13 protein-coding genes and 1 pseudogene are annotated in these 15556 nt (G+C 43.0%); 3 read left to right on the top strand and 11 right to left on the bottom strand.

What is annotated here, in order from left to right; genetic code table 11:
• Together CDG77_RS29715 and CDG77_RS29710 are read right to left on the bottom strand one after the other, a co-directional pair.
• A pseudogene (locus CDG77_RS29715) lies at nt 1-439 on the bottom strand (MAPEG family protein); the annotation flags it as partial.
• Between the two features lie 85 nt (nt 440-524).
• The gene (locus CDG77_RS29710; RefSeq protein WP_094332842.1) at nt 525-1028 is read right to left on the bottom strand and encodes a DNA recombination-mediator protein A; all 504 of its coding nucleotides are present in this window, start codon (nt 1026-1028) and stop codon (nt 525-527) included.
• 141 nt (nt 1029-1169) lie between these two features.
• Between CDG77_RS29710 and CDG77_RS38080 the strand changes: the two genes are divergently transcribed.
• Nucleotides 1170-1331, top strand: a complete 162-nt coding sequence (locus CDG77_RS38080; RefSeq protein WP_223270047.1) for a monooxygenase family protein — start codon at nt 1170-1172, stop codon at nt 1329-1331.
• Nucleotides 1332-1361: 30 nt separating this feature from the next.
• Here CDG77_RS38080 and CDG77_RS38075 read toward each other — a convergent pair whose 3' ends face one another.
• Nucleotides 1362-1514 (bottom strand): hypothetical protein, encoded by a 153-nt coding sequence (locus tag CDG77_RS38075; RefSeq protein ID WP_223270046.1) that lies wholly within the window; start codon nt 1512-1514, stop codon nt 1362-1364.
• A gap of 30 nt (nt 1515-1544) precedes the next feature.
• Nucleotides 1545-2639 carry a phosphotransacetylase family protein gene (locus CDG77_RS29700; protein WP_094332841.1) on the bottom strand — a complete coding sequence of 365 codons (1095 nt, stop codon included), beginning with the start codon at nt 2637-2639 and terminating at the stop codon, nt 1545-1547.
• Nucleotides 2640-3027: 388 nt separating this feature from the next.
• Here CDG77_RS29700 and CDG77_RS29695 point away from each other — a divergent pair, with 388 nt between their 5' ends.
• Nucleotides 3028-3249, top strand: coding sequence for a hypothetical protein (locus CDG77_RS29695; protein WP_094332840.1), 222 nt, complete (start codon nt 3028-3030; stop codon nt 3247-3249).
• A gap of 116 nt (nt 3250-3365) precedes the next feature.
• A complete protein-coding gene (locus CDG77_RS29690; protein WP_094332839.1) occupies nt 3366-4346 on the top strand; it encodes an aldo/keto reductase in 981 nt (326 codons plus the stop codon).
• Between the two features lie 276 nt (nt 4347-4622).
• On the opposite strand, the gene CDG77_RS29685 is transcribed toward CDG77_RS29690, so the two are convergent.
• From CDG77_RS29685 to CDG77_RS38955, 7 genes are all read right to left on the bottom strand, one after another.
• Complete coding sequence (locus tag CDG77_RS29685; RefSeq protein ID WP_094332838.1) at nt 4623-5399, bottom strand: PEP-CTERM sorting domain-containing protein; 777 nt, start codon at nt 5397-5399, stop codon at nt 4623-4625.
• A 535-nt stretch (nt 5400-5934) separates the two neighbouring features.
• Nucleotides 5935-6312, bottom strand: a complete 378-nt coding sequence (locus CDG77_RS29680) for a response regulator transcription factor (protein WP_094332837.1) — start codon at nt 6310-6312, stop codon at nt 5935-5937.
• 201 nt (nt 6313-6513) lie between these two features.
• Nucleotides 6514-10647 carry a PAS domain S-box protein gene (locus CDG77_RS29675; protein WP_190234100.1) on the bottom strand — a complete coding sequence of 1378 codons (4134 nt, stop codon included), beginning with the start codon at nt 10645-10647 and terminating at the stop codon, nt 6514-6516.
• Between the two features lie 13 nt (nt 10648-10660).
• Nucleotides 10661-12664 (bottom strand): ATP-binding protein, encoded by a 2004-nt coding sequence (locus tag CDG77_RS29665; RefSeq protein WP_094332836.1) that lies wholly within the window; start codon nt 12662-12664, stop codon nt 10661-10663.
• A complete protein-coding gene (locus CDG77_RS35860) occupies nt 12651-12947 on the bottom strand; it encodes a hypothetical protein (protein ID WP_143857120.1) in 297 nt (98 codons plus the stop codon). The genes CDG77_RS29665 and CDG77_RS35860 overlap by 14 nt, the downstream gene beginning before the upstream one ends.
• Before the next feature lie 364 nt (nt 12948-13311).
• Nucleotides 13312-13812 (bottom strand): fatty acid hydroxylase, encoded by a 501-nt coding sequence (locus tag CDG77_RS29660; RefSeq protein WP_094332835.1) that lies wholly within the window; start codon nt 13810-13812, stop codon nt 13312-13314.
• A 734-nt stretch (nt 13813-14546) separates the two neighbouring features.
• Complete coding sequence (locus tag CDG77_RS38955) at nt 14547-14885, bottom strand: hypothetical protein (protein ID WP_317615944.1); 339 nt, start codon at nt 14883-14885, stop codon at nt 14547-14549.
• Nucleotides 14886-15556: the final 671 nt, after the last annotated feature.

Here is a 15556-nt window from a genome sequence, read left to right as displayed (position 1 = left end):
GTCCCCACTCCCTACTGAAATTAGTAGCTTGGATGATGCTCAAGAAGATGAGAGTAGCAGAGCCAAGGATGCCAGTAGCAAACATGAGCGAGCCTCTTTCAGAGGAGCTACGCTAACGCAAAAGGGGTATATTCAAAATATAAAAAATTGAGTATAGCAAACGAACCACGACAAAGGCGATCGCAGCTAGTTGTGCTGTAGAAGAATTTACACCCGTTACATAAGCCATCAATGCGGCGGCGGCAAATACCATAAAGGCTTCAAAGGTGTTCTGATGTGCCCAAGTAGCTCGTTGGGCATAAGGCGGTAATTTATCAACCATCGTGCGAGGAGTAGCAAGCATTTCATTGCCAATCCGCACACGGGCATAAGCTACTACCAAAAATAGCAGGTAAATCAGAACCGCAGCAGCAGCGATCGAGTACAAAAAAATTATCATTACTTATTGTTGTTGGTTATTAGTCATAGTCATCAGTCATTAGTCATTAGTCAAATACAAATGACAAAAGACAAATGACAAATGACTAATCAAAGTAGAAAAGCGTTACCACTTTTCTTTGTTCTTCTGCATCTTGACAAGTTTGCAACAATGTGCGGCTGTCGTGAAACGCAAAACAGATCAGTTGCTGGCAACGGGAGACAATTTCCTTGTTGCAGAGGTAACTAGCTTCGGCAAGAGACAGATTATCATTACTGGGATTTTCCACTAAATGCATTACCTGTTCTAGCTGCTGGCGCGATTCCAAAGGCTGGCGTTCCAGACTTTGGGGTAGAATCACCGTCAACAAATTTGCATCAGCCCGTGTTGCTCCCTTGATGGCAGCTGAATTTGTACCTGTAGCACCAGAAGTAATGATGCGATTACCCGATAAAACTAGGGCATAAGTCATCATTTCAATCAGATTCTGATGCGTAATCGGAACGTGACGAGAACCCAGCAAGGCGATTTTTTTGGAACCCGTTTGTTGGATTGTCGCCAGTTCTTGCGCTAATGTATCGAGGTTAATAAGGTCTGTTGATTGGCTCAAAGATAGACATAATCCGATTAAACGACCCAGATATTTTACCAAACAGCGTGTAGGTGCGAGGAAAACTTGAGTTAGAGATTGCTACAACTTTTGGACTGTTTGGTTCAATAACTCAATTACTTGGTGTAAGCAAGCAAGCCAATGTGTTTACCCGCGAGGGGTGGACTGATTCAATATTGGCGATCGTTTGAGGATTTGGAGCGTTTTGCTAGAAATCTAGCTGATGCACATCTCAAAGCTTGGCAGAGGTTTAATCAAGCCATTGGTGCTGATAGCAGTGTTGGGATTTGGCACGAAACTTAATTTAATCGAACCGGGAAGGTATGAGGCGGTTTACGGAAATATGCCTGTTTTTGGATTAGCTGCTACAACGAAGCACGTCCCAGTTATGGGGCGGAGAGAGACAGCCCGCCGTCGCCTCTGAGGTGACAGCGTGCCGACTTTTTCTTCGCCAGTAATACAGGCTCCTACCTGATAATTGAGCATAGATGCTCTTAATTGTTTAGCTTGATGAATCTAAGACAATGCTGCTGCTGGAGTTAAACCCAGTTTAGATAACAGGCGTTCAATGTCAAAATGCTCAGACATTAACTGGCGAATGCAGTGAACCTTAATCGGTTCGTGGAGGCGGACTTGTCCGAAAGTGCGGTTAACAATTTCGACAGTGGTGAGAGTGTCTAAATCAACAGATAAAATGGGGATTTCTAGTTCTTCAGCGCGGCTGAGAATGAACGGGGGCGGTGGTAGTTGCCCGGTGAGAATTAGACATTGGGTAGATGTTTCCAAAGCCGCTTGCTGAATTTCGACGCGATCGCCTCCAGTTACAACTGCCATATTTCGGCGTTTGCGGAAATATTTGACAGCAGAGTTGACATTCATCGCTCCAATTGCCAGACTTTCTACCAACAAATCCATGCGATCGTTGCGACAGAGAACATCAGCTTTTAACTGCTTGACTAATTCGCCAACACTGACGCTGCGAAGCAAATCGCTGTTTGGCAGCATTGCTAGCACGGGAATCCCTTGCTTTTCCAAAAACGGACGCAAGAGAGTGTCAACCGTTTCTAATTGAGTGACAGGGATATCATTGATCGCAACTCCCATCAAGCGATCGCCCATACGCCCTTTAGCAGCCAATAGCGCCTCGACTGAAACCAACGATTTATAGCGGCTTACCAACAGCACGCCAGCATCCAATACTTCAGCAATTTGCAGCAACGACAAGTCAAACAAATTGCCTTCAGAAAAATCACCAGGCCCCTCCAGTAACACCAAATCTCCTTGGGATTTATGCAAATATTGCTCTATTAGGGACTGCTGATAATCGGTTTTGTCTTCTCCTCGTAAGCGCTTTTGCACATTGAGTTCATCCAAAGCCAGCATTGTAGGTGCAACACGGTTTTCCGGCAAATTGAGGCTAAGAGCGATGAATTGGACATCTTCCTCAATTACGGTTCCACTAGACGAATTTAGACACGTACCAAGCGGTTTACCGTAGGTAATATCCAGTCCTTTTTGCTGTAGCTGATAAGACAAACCCAGAACAGTTGCAGATTTACCGCTATAAGTCTCGGTTGAGCCAATCAGCAAATATTTAGGGGATTTTGGCACACATGCACTCCTAATTTCAAAATTCAGAAGAACCCAGCTAGGTGTTTCCTAATTCTAGTTCCTTCTGGCAAAAGCCTCTCGCTCTCACAAATTAAGGTTTCCCAGAATTCGCTTCTGAATAAGCAGACGAGGCTCTTATGGGTAGGTTTTTCAGATTAGACCAATTTTTTGGGTTTTAGAAGCAAAAAGATTCCCTGAAACCTTAAAACTACGTTAAATATCTTCTAGGTTTCTATAGGAATCAGGTTTGATTTCTGAAAATATACGTAGGATGTGAGCGCGGAGAGTACGGCATTAAACCCTTGATAATAGTGCGTTACGAACTCCGGTCTAACACATTCTACAATTCTCTTTGCTAAGTAAGATTTAGTTTAAAAAAAGTATTGATATGAACACCAACTTAGAAGAATTTTCATATCTATGGAAGAATGGCTTGGACTCTAATTGGGCACTCTTAAAATTTAATGCTTCACCTTCAGAAAAAGAACCAAGATATTTAATTGTCAACACAAAAACTAAACAGGGTTTGCTAGTTCATGATGATGTTCTCTATCAAAAGCTAAAAGAAACTATGTGTGAAAAAGGAGTTCGTATTATTTCAAATTTATGATGTGTATATATTTTTTAAATAAATACTTCTAAGTGTAGATGACTGAGTAATAGAGAAAGGGATAATCCTGAAGGAGTTGATTTTGTCTGAGCAATTACTGACTAGGAGATTATTTGATGAAAACCAGAAAGCTAGGGAAACTTGGGTTAGAAGTTTCAGCTATCGGACTTGGTTGCATGGGAATGTCGGAGTTTTATAGTGGCCGTGATGAAATTGAGGCGATCGCAACAATTCATCGAGCCTTGGAACTTGGAGTTAATTTTCTTGATACTGCTGATATGTACGGGCCTTTTACTAACGAGCAATTAGTAGGCAAAGCAATTAAAGATCGCCGAGATAAAGTAGTATTAGCAACCAAGTTTGGCAATGTCCGCACTGAAGAGGGTGGTTTTAAAGGAGTTAATGGCAAACCCGAATATGTCCATCAAGCTTGTGATGCTTCACTCAAACGTTTGGGAGTGGAAGTCATTGACCTCTATTATCAACATCGGGTAGATACAACCGTACCCATTGAGGATACTGTAGGAGCAATGGCGGAGTTAGTCAAGCTGGGAAAAGTCCGTTATTTGGGGCTTTCAGAGGCTGCTCCGGCGACAATTCGGCGGGCTGTGGCAGTCCACCCCATTGCGGCACTGCAAACAGAATACTCGCTTTGGAGTCGAGAACCAGAGGATGAAATTTTACCTACTGTGCGGGAATTAGGAATTGGGTTTGTTGCCTATAGCCCATTAGGAAGAGGGTTTTTATCAGGTGCGATCGCCAGCCCTGACGATCTAGCTCCTGATGACTATCGTAGAAATGCGCCTCGCTTTCAAGGGGAGAATTTTTATAAGAACCTGCAATTAGTCGAGCAAGTGAAAGCGATCGCTACCGAAAAAGGAGTAACTGCTAGTCAACTTGCACTAGCATGGCTATTGGCTCAAGGAGAAGATATTGTCCCAATTCCTGGTACAAAACGCCGTACCTACTTAGAGGAGAATATTGCAGCTACCGAAATTACCCTGACTGAAGAAGAGTTGAATCGACTGGAAGCAGTTGCACCAAAAGGAATTGCAGCAGGCGATCGCTACCCTGATATGAGTACTGTGAACCGTTGATCCATTAACGAAATGTAACCAGATTTGTGCCGATTATTCCCAGTAGTGCGAAACCAGGTAAAAAGCTAGGATTTAGGCACTACACAAAATAATTATGTTGTGAATCAAAGTAAGTATGTCATTTCAGGTTTTTATTAATCATTCTTGGATGGTAAATAAACCTGCGCTGTAGGGGCAATTTATGTAGACGCAAAGCAGCTTACCGTTGGGTATTGCCCCTACGACATATATGGTTTTTCAGTATGGCAAAAGTTTTCGGAGAGTCACAGAAGAGGGTTATTTAGCAATTTGTTGCTTGCGTTTCATTTTCAATGCTAGTGCGATCGTTGCCAGCACACCAAGAACAGCATTAGGTTCTGGGACTGAAAGCAGATTATCCACAGTTCCTGTTTTGTCAATGTCTATCAATATACTTCCAGTATTGTCACTATAAAAAACATCGTTCACAGCCAGGAACAAAAAAGTCGCCGTGGTGGGAATTGTAAGTGTTGTCTCACCGAAGATACCAAAAACACCATCAAATAATGTTTGTTGACCGCAGATTCTGTTAGGGTCACTCAGGGTTGGATCGCTGCACATATAAGCATTTTTGCCAGGGTCAAAGGTAGAGTCTGGGGAGGCGGTAGAATCAAACAAAGTATTAGAAGTCCATGTGTTCTGAGTGTAGTTATATTGATTGGCATCTTGCTGATTGAGGGCTACAGCATTAACCACACGTTGTTTAGAAGATGTATCAAGGAGCTGATCTGAGGTACTGAATACCCCTATCATGTCGCTTCTTTGACCTGGACTCCAAACACTCGTGTTAAATTTACCAGAAATATTCAGGCTGATGGAGTCGCCACCTTTCAAACCTAAATCTGTTAGGGATATAGCTTTAGTGTTACCAGCAACAGTATTCACACGTTGGTAATAAGTTGTGTCAGCGTAGGTTCTCAAAAAGGTGTCTGTAGGATCGATTGTCAGGGATGCGGCTTGAGCTTTGTTAACGGTAGAGAATGCTCCTAGTCCTACTAGACTAGAAACCATTAAAACACCCAGAAATTTTTTCATATTCTTGCATTGATTGCGCGTAAATCTATGTTATGCAATAGCCGATAAAGCTTGTATAAATTTACACAGGTAAATATTGAATATTAGATAATATTTAATTAGAAAAACTTCGAACAACTACAGTATTTATAATTACTTAACTATTTTTTACTTTAAATCGCAGTATACGCAGCCAATATTTACACGTAAGGGTTATTACGTGTAATCGGCAATTGAAAGTGCTTCTAACTCAGCCATAAGGCAGTGGCTGAGTTAGAAATTAATTATATTGTTCGTGCCGCCCATGTGTCTTTGATCATCTGTCAACGATTCTTCGTCTGAAGAAGACGGTTTTCAAATCATCTAAGTAGAACGACTTGAAAAAACAAACTATGTAAAGTAATGTAATTTTAGCGAAAATCAGTTCGTAGTAAGGACTTTAGTCCTGATTTGAGAACTAAAGTTCTCACTACAAACCTTTAATTATTTACCCTGTTCTACTTATACTTGGTATTTCTTGTTAATGCGTAAGTTTTAAGATTATTCATAATTTTACTCAAAAGCCCAAAACCTGCATTGATTTTTCAAGTACTTCTTTGGGGCGAAATGGTTTAGTTAGATATAAATCTGCACCAACTTCAATTCCTTTTTGTTTATCAAATTCCTGTCCCTTAGCTGTCAGTATTACAATGTATACATCAGTCATTTGCAAGTCGTGTTTCACAATGTGACAGACTTGCAGACCGTTCATTTTAGGCATCATCACATCAAGAAAAACTAGATTTGGTTTTTCAGCTTTAATAGTTTCGAGAGCTTCTTCTCCATTTCTAGCAGTTAGAAGTTCAACACCCTCGTCTTCTAATGCTTCTAAGGCTTGTTCCATCAAAATTAAGATATTGGGTTCATCGTCAACAATCAAAATTTTCTGGGTCATAAGATTTGGGAATTGGGGATTGGGGATTGGGAATTGGGGATTGGGAATTGGGGATTGGGAATTGTAAGTTCTAAGCTTTACGCTTTGTGTTTAGAGATCGAAGTTTCTAGTTCAGAGGTTGAAGTTTCGAGTTCAAAGCTGAAAGTAATCATCTTTCCTCTGAACTTCCCATTCCCCATTCCCCATTCCCAGTAGGAAAGATTACTGATCGGACAGCATAATAAAGAATACATTTTCCAACTCTTTCTCAAAGCGTAGGGTTTTCACCAAATCGCCTTCTTGAGAAAAGATAGAATCAATGATGATCATGTCAGGTTTGGCTGAAAGGGCTTTATTGATGCATTCTTGGGGATTGGAGGCTTCAATTACGTTGTATCCTTGAGCTTGCAGTACATCCGATAGGGTTTTTAAGGCTGATGCATTTTTATCTACAACTAATACCTTTTTACTAGAAGTACCCTGATAAAGTAGTGAGCCTATTTCGTTGAGAAGTTTCTCTGTGTTAATGGGCTTAGTGAGATAGCGATCGATACCAATATGGTAGCCCCGTTCTTTGTTTTCAATAATTGACAAAATAATGATCGGGATGTCTGCGGTCTGAGGATCGTTTTTGAGAACGGCTGCCACATCAAAACCATTGATTTGGGGCATCATTACGTCCAAGAGAATCAGATCGGGACGGGCTGTTTTGATTTGATGAATTGCATCTACGCCGTCTTTTCCTTCCCGAACATTATAGCCTTCGTTTTCCAGTTGTTGACGAAGCAATTCCCGAATGTTAGCGTCATCATCTACAACCAAAATGGTTTTACGTTTTTCATTCAGTACAGTTTTTGTGGTGATGACGTGTTCTTTGAGTTGTTTGACTAAGGTCTCTAGATTCAGATTAGTAGTGTTTTTTTGATCGCTGGCGTAGGTGGGAATGATGAATGAGAATATGCTGCCGTTACCTGATTCACTCTCAACCCAAATTCTACCGCCGTGATGATCGACGATTTGTTTACAGATGGGCAGTCCTAACCCAGTGCCTTTGGGTTTATCGGTGAGGGTGTCACCAACTTGGCGGAATTTCTCGAATACTTTTGGCTGATCTTCAGGTGCAATACCAATACCTGTGTCGATGACGCTGATGCAAACACCTTCGTTTTCTTGTTTGACGCGGCAGGTGACACAACCAGATTCGGTAAACTTAACGGCATTGGAAATCAGGTTGATTAAAACTTGCAGCAGACGGTTGCGATCGCCTAATATCTGAGGCAGTCCAGGTTCAATTTCACTGACTAACTGCAAGCCATTGGTTTGAAACAACGAGGCTGTAGAATTGGTGGCCCAATCCAGTAATTCCCTGGGATCAATGGGCTGCATCTGCCATTCCACCTTACCTGCTTCCATCTTGGCGATGTCCAGAACATCGTTAATCAAAGACGTGAGCCGTTCTGCTTCAGCCACAATAATGTTGAGATTATCACCCACCCGCTTGATGGTTTTCTGAAGCTTGCGGTCTTCGGCAGAAAGCATTGGAAACACATCGGTTTCTAGCTTTTCTTTAATGATCGATGCAAAACCCAGAACAGAAGTCAGTGGCGTTCGCAGTTCATGGGAAACCGTGGAGATGAAATCGGTCTTCATCTGGTCAATTTCCTTTTCTGCTGTCACATCCCGAATCAGCAGCGCCGAACCGAAGCAGGTAGCGGGTTCTCGATCTGTCGTCTTTTTGAAAATGGCGGTTGCCACTGCCTGACCAATGCGTTCCTTGGTCAGTTCAACTTCGGCAGAGAACACCTCTCCGGGATGAGACTGAGTTTGTGCAACTAGTTCTGCTAAACCAGATATTGGCAGTTCTCGGTAGTGACAGTTGAGGTCACTAGCTGTCAATTCATACATGGCTAAAAAGGCAGGATTGAAGTGGGTAATTTGTCCTGCGGTGTCTGCCACTAACAAACCATCTGCTAAGTTATCTAGAATGGCATTTAATCCCTGTGTTTCTGCTAAGGTATTTTGCAGAGCAGCCGTCCGCTCTAAAACTCTGGTTTCTAGTTCTTGATTCAGTTGGCGTAGAGCGACTTCTGCTTGTTTACGAGCAGTAATATCGGTATTAATTTCCAGTGTGGCGCAGCGTTGGCCGGATGCATCCAGTTGCATTGTCCAGCGACTCTGGACAATAATATATCTACCGTCGCGGGTAAGGTGTTGCAGTTCCCCGAACCATGTGCCCTGCTGTAAACACTCTGTCTGGATTTCCTTTAGCGGTTTTGGAAAGATTGTGTGTAGCAGGTTGTGAATGATGTCTTGGTTTTTCACTTCTTCACAGTTCCAGCCATAGAGCCGTTCTGCCCCCTGACTCCAGTGAGTGATTTTGTCGGCGAAGTCGCGGACAATGACGGCATCGCTGGAATGATTCAACATATTCATCAACCGTTGATTTTCCGCTTCTGCTAGCTTCCGATCGTGAATATCGGTGGAAGTGCCAATCCATTCCCGGACGCTGCCATCTGCTTCTAACACCGGGGTACCACAGACATAAAAGTGGCGGTAGTTGCCGTCTTTGCTACGAAAGCGGTATTCAGTTTGAAAGAGACTCCGATTCGCCACAGCAGTACTCCAGGCAAGGGCTGTGCGATCGCGATCGTCGGGATGAATCGGATTGAGCCAGCCCAAACCTTCAACTTCAGCTGCACTCTGACCTGTGTACGCTAACCAGGTAGGCATTTCATGGCTTACCGCGAGTCCTTCAGGGGTAGCTACCCAGACAATTTGTGAGATAGCAGTCACCAGAGAGCGAAACCGTTCTTCGTTCTGTTGTAGAGTTTGTTCTGCTAGTTTGCGATCGTGAATGTCGGTGCAAGCGCCAATCCACTCCAGGATGCTACCGTCTGCTTGCATGACGGGGGCACCGCAGACAGAAAAGTGGCGGTAGCTGCCATCTTTGCCACGCAGCCGATATTCGTTTTGATAGAAGCTCTGGCTGACCACGGCTGCATTCCAGACTTGGAGTGCGCGATCGCGATCGTCGGGATGAATGGTGTCAATCCAGCCCAAGCCCTCAACTTCGGCTGCACTCTTACCCGTGTACGCCATCCAGGTCAGCATTTCACTGCTCACCGCCAGTCCTTCTGCTGTGCATACCCAGACAAGTTGTGAGATAGTAGTCACTAGAGAGCGAAACCGTTCTTCCCTCTGTTGCAGAGTTTGTTCTGCTACCTTGCGATCGTGAATATCAGTGCAGGTGCCAATCCATTCGCGGATGCTGCCGTCTGCTTCTAAAACCGGAACTCCATTGGCAAAAAAGTAGCGATAAGTGCCGTCTTTGGCGCGAATCTGGTATTCAATTTGATAAAGGCTCCGATTCGCCACAGCAGCACTCCAAACTTCGGCACTGCGGGGACGGTCATCGGGATGTATGACATCTAACCAGCCCCAGCCCATCATTTCGGCTACACTCTGACCTGTATATGCCTCCCAGCCAGCTATTTCAGCGTTGACCATTCCTTCCAGGGATGCCGTCCAGACCATTTGTGAACTCGCACTCACCAGAGAGCGAAACCGTTGTTCGTTCTGTTGCAGAGTTTGTTCTGCTAGTTTGCGATCGTGAATATCGGTGCAGGTGCCAACCCACTCGCGGATGCTGCCGTCTTCTGCTATCACGGGGGCACCACAAACAAAGAAGTGGCGGTAGCTGCCGTCTTTGCTACGAATCCGGTATTCAACTTCATAGAGGCGGAGGTTTGTCACGGCTGTACCCCAGACAAGGGTGGTGCGATCGCGATCGTCAGGATGAACGGCATTAATCCAGCCCCCATTTTCCGTTTCAGCTAGAGTTTGACCTGTATAGGCTACCCAACTTACCATTTCAAAGCAAATTCCTTCTGGTGTACTTAACCAAACAATTTGTGCAGTAGCTGTCACTAGAGAGCGGTATCGGGCTTCACTCTGTTTCAGAATTTGTTCAGTATGTTGGCGTTCTTGCTGGGCGTGTCGAAGGTCGCTGATGTCCTCCACACTACACCAAATTAGTTGCTCTCCATTTTTCTCAATCATTAGTCCAGAAATCCTAACCGGAACTAGATGCCCGTCTTTGTGGATTATCTCTTTCTCATAAGGGCCGTAGCGACCTGTTTGTTTGAGGTTATCTAGGCTAGATCGGTCAATGGCGGTATAGTTTTCAGGAGTAATCTGGCGATCGCACAGATTCAGAGTTTCTGGAACAGTGCGCCCTAAAATGGCAGCATAGGCAGAATTAATGTTAATTAGCGTCCCATCTGTTCGGCATAATACTAGCCCAATAGGACATTGTTCAAATAGCTGACTGTTATATTCATCAAATTGCTTAAACATAGTTAAGGTTTCTTTAGTGACGTATTTGGGTAGGGTTAGAACAACAGAACCAAGACAACAAAGTGGCGTAAAGCTTTAACGAAATTGGGTGGCGTTGGAACATCTCGTAAATTTGATCGGGTGACGTACCTTCCACATCTGGATTGTGCTGTGAGAGTCGCTGGATCAGTTGAGTATGGCGGATCAACAAATCCGTTGGTTTGAGCATTGGCGCTGCTGATGGAATGAAGCCGTCGGCATCGGGAGTGGGGGATAATTCCGTTGTGGCAGTTGGCGAGGCAGAGATAAAATTTTGTTCTTCTGTAGCGTCCACCACTGCACAACTTAACGGAATTTGAATCCAGAACTCTGTGCCTTCACCTGGGTGAGAACGACACTTGAGCATTCCTCGATGTTTGTCTACAACAATTTGATAGCTGATTGCCATGCCTAACCCGGTTCCCTTACCAACTTCTTTTGTGGTAAAGAAGGGATCGTAAATGCGTCGGATAATCTCCTCCTTCATCCCTGGTCCATTGTCGGCAATGCGAATCACAACCCACTCGCGATCGATAACTTGGGTACGAATAGTGATGCTCGGAAGTATCATTTGTCCTTTGTCATTTGTTATTTGTGATTCGTTTGATGCCAATGACGAATGACTAATGACTAATGACTCTTCGAGCGCATCAATGGCATTTGCCAGGATGTTCATAAACACTTGATTCAACTGTCCGGGGTAGCATTCAATTAGGGGAAGTTTTGCATAATCTTTAACGATTTCAATTGCCGGACGGCGAGCATCTGCTTTCAGGCGATGGTGAAGAATCATTAACGTTCCGTCGATGCCATCATGGATGTTGACGGCTTTCATTTCGGCTTCATCATGGCGAGAAAAGTTTTTCAAAGATTGGACAATTTCGACGATGCGATCGGTGCCCACTTTCATCGAATCTAGCAGTTTGGGGAGATCCTGGATGATAAATTCCAGGTCTATATTGTCTAACTCTGATTCCAACTCTGGAGGAATAACAGGTAGGAAGTTCTGATACTTTTCCAATAGGTGCAACAAGTCTTGGGAATATTCGGCAACATACCTTAAATTGCCGCAAATAAAATTAACCGGGTTGTTGATTTCGTGGGCAACTCCGGCAATGAGTTGCCCTAAACTGGACATTTTTTCGCTTTGAATTAACTGAGTTTGGGCTAATTGCAACTCGTGGAGAGCTTGCTGAAGCTTCTGTGTCTGGGCTTTTGCCTGGACTGCTGCTTGAGTGCTTTGCTCGTAAAGCAAAGCTTTGTCAATGGCGATCGCTGTTTGAGAGGCAAAGATACTCACAAGTTTCAGGTGTTCAGCTTTGTACGAGTCACTTTTCGATGTCCCAATTGCGATCGCTCCCAGTACCCGCTCCTTGGCTCTTAACGGTACACAAATCATGGCGCTAACGTTTTTTTGCCCATTTAATCGAGGATCGGCTTGCACATCATTGACGAGTTCTGCCCGGTTGGATTGCACAATATTGCCAATAATTCCCTTGCCCGGTTCCGGCTGACTATCGTCAAAAAACACTCCAAATTCGGCAATGATTTCAAAGGCAGTTACATCTGGACTCAGGAGCAGAATCATCCCCGCAGATGATTCAATTAATTGGCTCAATTCTTGAAGCACGAGTTGGGCAATCTGTCGCGTATCTAAACTTGTTGTGAGTTGAGTCGAGATATCCTCAAACAAATCAATTTCCTGGTATCGCTCTAGCAATTCTTTAGCAAGTATTTTCTTCTCAGCTTCCTGCTTGGCCAGAAATGAGAGCAAAGTCGCAAGTATAATTGCCTGTTCTCCGCCAACAACCCAACCGATTATTTCTCCTGAAACCTCGACTGGATATCGATTTTCCTTAGTTCGCTCCCCAATGCTAATTAGTTTCGTGCCGTCTATCAGTTCAACATCAACCGCAATGCCGAACTGGTGGACTAAGTTATTAAAGAGAGATGGCAACTCTTTTTTATTGAGCATCTTTCTAAGGCTAACTGCGGGCATAAAACACCTCATAAACAGTAGGTTGCAAATTGACCGCATTCAAGCTAGCCGAGTTATTAATTTGAACGATGAAGCCACGAGGCAGAAGCAGTAAGGGTTTAAGACTGTCAGTGAATTCTCGTACCCTACAGAAAGCTAATGCAACAGTGGCTTCAAATGAGTAGGGGTTGCATCCCCTACTCATTTGCTCCCTCCTGCCTTCTTCGCCCCTTCCCTGCGGGACGCTCCGCGAACGGATAAACAAGCTACGCCGAGCATCTCTGGAAAAGAGAGGAATTGTCATAAAAATCTAGGGATATAATAATTTACTAATTAAGATTAAGACTAGTTTTCCCAAAAACGTTGACGATATAACAGCAAAGTTGAGCGTTAGCAGATACCTTGAAACTCCTTACATAGGTTCCTTCTGCTCGTTTACTCGCTTATTATTTGACGACACGCCCTAAAAACACTATAAATAAAGCTTTAATAATTCGATAAATGCATAGATTTAAATCTATGGACAATTGATGTTTCTTGTTACTAGTGTATTTCTGAGACTGGAATAATCTCCTCTCTGGCAAAATATCCATAGCGTACAAAAAGAAGCCGCGATCGCAGCTTCTTTTTGTACTTATTAAAAGTATTTATATCGGCAGTAGCTTCAGTTAGATTCGAGAGTAACGAAAACGAAGTCTGAGTAGTCGAAGCCAGCGTAACCACATTTGTGCAGGTTGTTCAAAGAAGGTGAAAATATCACCGAAACCTAAATTAGTTTTGTGATGATGTAACCAGTGTCTCTCAGGAGTAGTAATAAAGAAAATTTGGCATAAAATATTTACAGGCTTTGAAGTTTGCCAACCTAGTACACTTATGTGTCTCCACCAGACATGAAACTGACCAAACAGTAATCCAGAGATAACACCAATGGGAGAGAAAGACCACAAAACTACTGCTATGAGTAAATAAGGAAAAGCTCCTAAGATACCATCTAAAAGAACCTGGGGATTAAAAGTCAAAATAGCGTAGTGGCGGAAGTCTTTTTTCCAGGAGTGGTGCGTTTTTAAATGAAGGCTACCAAAAACGTGCTCAGGTACGTGGTAAAGGAATGTAGATAGAAAATCGCCAAAAAACAGTAATAACCAAGCAACAGCGATAGCCTCAAGCATTTGTACTCCTCAAGAATAGTTAAGAAAACTCCACAGAAAATATGCAGATATCATACTGTTGATGTAGACACCTGGTTTTAGGCTACGCAAACAGCATCTGTGCGTCTCATGGGTCTACGCTCCAGTGAATTGGGCTCAGAATATACGTAATTGGATCGGTTGCAGTCTCATAAATTTCCGAGCCTTAATGGAGTAAATAGCAACTCGTAAGAACCTCCAATTTGACTTGTAGCTTTGGATTAATGGGAACGATACATCTAAAAACCGATAAAAATACAGTATATTACTATAGTTACTACACAATCTTCTTACTAAGGCATACAGCGTAAGCAAAGGTTGAGTTAAACTTAGTACAAATTTAGGTTAAGGCTTTTCTGCACGTTATTAAGTTGAAACTTATTGCAATTTAGTTTCAATTATGAATCTAATTAGAACGATATAAAGAGGTATTCTGCCAACGCAATCTTGGTTCTTGAGGGGAGTAAAACTGGTTGACAACTAAGTGGCTTTTGAAGAACGAAACCCAACACCAAGAATCCTTGAGTTTGTTGGGTTTCACTTTGTTAAAACTAATCTACAAATGTTTTATTTTTTCAGAGAAAAAGAAGAGCGTTAATAGTAATGTGAGTTCGACAGAGTAAAGTTTAAAACTCTTGTTAAAATTTGCAACATCTTCTGCTTTAACTATGACTCTTCTGGACTAGGACTTTTCAGACTTGGCGTGAGAAATCAGGTCAAGGTAAAGCTTGAATGAGTTTCCGAATCACATCTATTGCTGGACTTCCTGTCTGTTCGCAATACTTTTCAAGGTTCTGGGCTTCATCTGATGTCAAGTTTAAGGTAATTCGCTTAAGCGCCCTTTTTTTAGTGGAGGTTGCCAAGCGGGGAGATTTAAGTGCAGCAGTTTTATTCATTGATTGATAGTCTAGATATATACAAACTTTCTTTATCAAGATTGCCAATTCTGAACTATCTTTACCAGTGAAAATCGAGATTTTGAGATTGAACTTAAGCTTTACACCCAAATTATTACCGAGAGGACAAAGTATTAAATAGTTAGTACCACACGGCATCTGCCATTATGTGTGATGCTAGAAGCTTTTGGCTAAAGAGCTTAGGGACTTCCAATAAATAAATTACCCAATCTTGTGGGGTGGGCATCTTGCCCGCCTTTGTATATGGGCGCTCATGTTGCCCACCCCACAAGAAGTAGTTGAGTATTTTTTTATTTGGAAGTCCCTTATGTCAGCAATGCCCCACAAACCAGATTGTCTGTTGAGCAAGCGATATTTAATTCCTGAGACGATTGGATTGTCAAAGGTGGTTTTTATCAGTGAATATTTTGGTAATAGTATGTGTTTTAAATCTTCTGCAATATGAGATTATTCGTTTGTTATGGCTATCACCTCATATCTACAGCAACCTACCATAGGAATCCGGTTTGATTTCTGAAAATATACGTAGGATGTGAGCGCGGAGAGTACGGCATCAAACCCTTGATAATAGTGCGTTACGAACTCCGTTCTAACACAACGCCAGTTGCTACAACGGAGGGAACCTCCCTTCGGGTTCACCAGTCGCCTACGGCGGGAAACCCGCCTACAGCGCTGGATTCACCGCAACGCACTGGCTCCTCTACAATACCTAATTTCGTTCAAAAATCAAATGGGTGCGACTCTTTTAGGAATACGGTGTATTATAAAGGAGTAATAGATGAATTGCTTTGCAGAGTAGTATAGCCAGT

The sequence above is a fragment of the Nostoc sp. 'Peltigera membranacea cyanobiont' 213 genome (genome assembly GCF_002245975.1).
In the GTDB taxonomy this organism is placed as follows: Bacteria; Cyanobacteriota; Cyanobacteriia; order Cyanobacteriales; family Nostocaceae; genus Nostoc.
This window is presented reverse-complemented; position numbering and strand designations above follow the sequence as displayed.

Coding starts and splice junctions, on each gene's coding strand:
- CDG77_RS29685 (WP_094332838.1), bottom strand. CDS start 5,399: ATGAAAAAATTTCTGGGTGTTTTAATGGTTTCTAGTCTAGTAGGACTA.
- CDG77_RS38075 (WP_223270046.1), bottom strand. CDS start 1,514: ATGCTCAATTATCAGGTAGGAGCCTGTATTACTGGCGAAGAAAAAGTC.
- CDG77_RS29680 (WP_094332837.1), bottom strand. CDS start 6,312: ATGACCCAGAAAATTTTGATTGTTGACGATGAACCCAATATCTTAATT.
- CDG77_RS29665 (WP_094332836.1), bottom strand. CDS start 12,664: ATGCCCGCAGTTAGCCTTAGAAAGATGCTCAATAAAAAAGAGTTGCCA.
- CDG77_RS35860 (WP_143857120.1), bottom strand. CDS start 12,947: ATGACAATTCCTCTCTTTTCCAGAGATGCTCGGCGTAGCTTGTTTATC.
- CDG77_RS29675 (WP_190234100.1), bottom strand. CDS start 10,647: ATGTTTAAGCAATTTGATGAATATAACAGTCAGCTATTTGAACAATGT.
- CDG77_RS38080 (WP_223270047.1), top strand. CDS start 1,170: ATGTGTTTACCCGCGAGGGGTGGACTGATTCAATATTGGCGATCGTTT.
- CDG77_RS29660 (WP_094332835.1), bottom strand. CDS start 13,812: ATGCTTGAGGCTATCGCTGTTGCTTGGTTATTACTGTTTTTTGGCGAT.
- CDG77_RS29695 (WP_094332840.1), top strand. CDS start 3,028: ATGAACACCAACTTAGAAGAATTTTCATATCTATGGAAGAATGGCTTG.
- CDG77_RS38955 (WP_317615944.1), bottom strand. CDS start 14,885: ATGCCGTGTGGTACTAACTATTTAATACTTTGTCCTCTCGGTAATAAT.
- CDG77_RS29690 (WP_094332839.1), top strand. CDS start 3,366: ATGAAAACCAGAAAGCTAGGGAAACTTGGGTTAGAAGTTTCAGCTATC.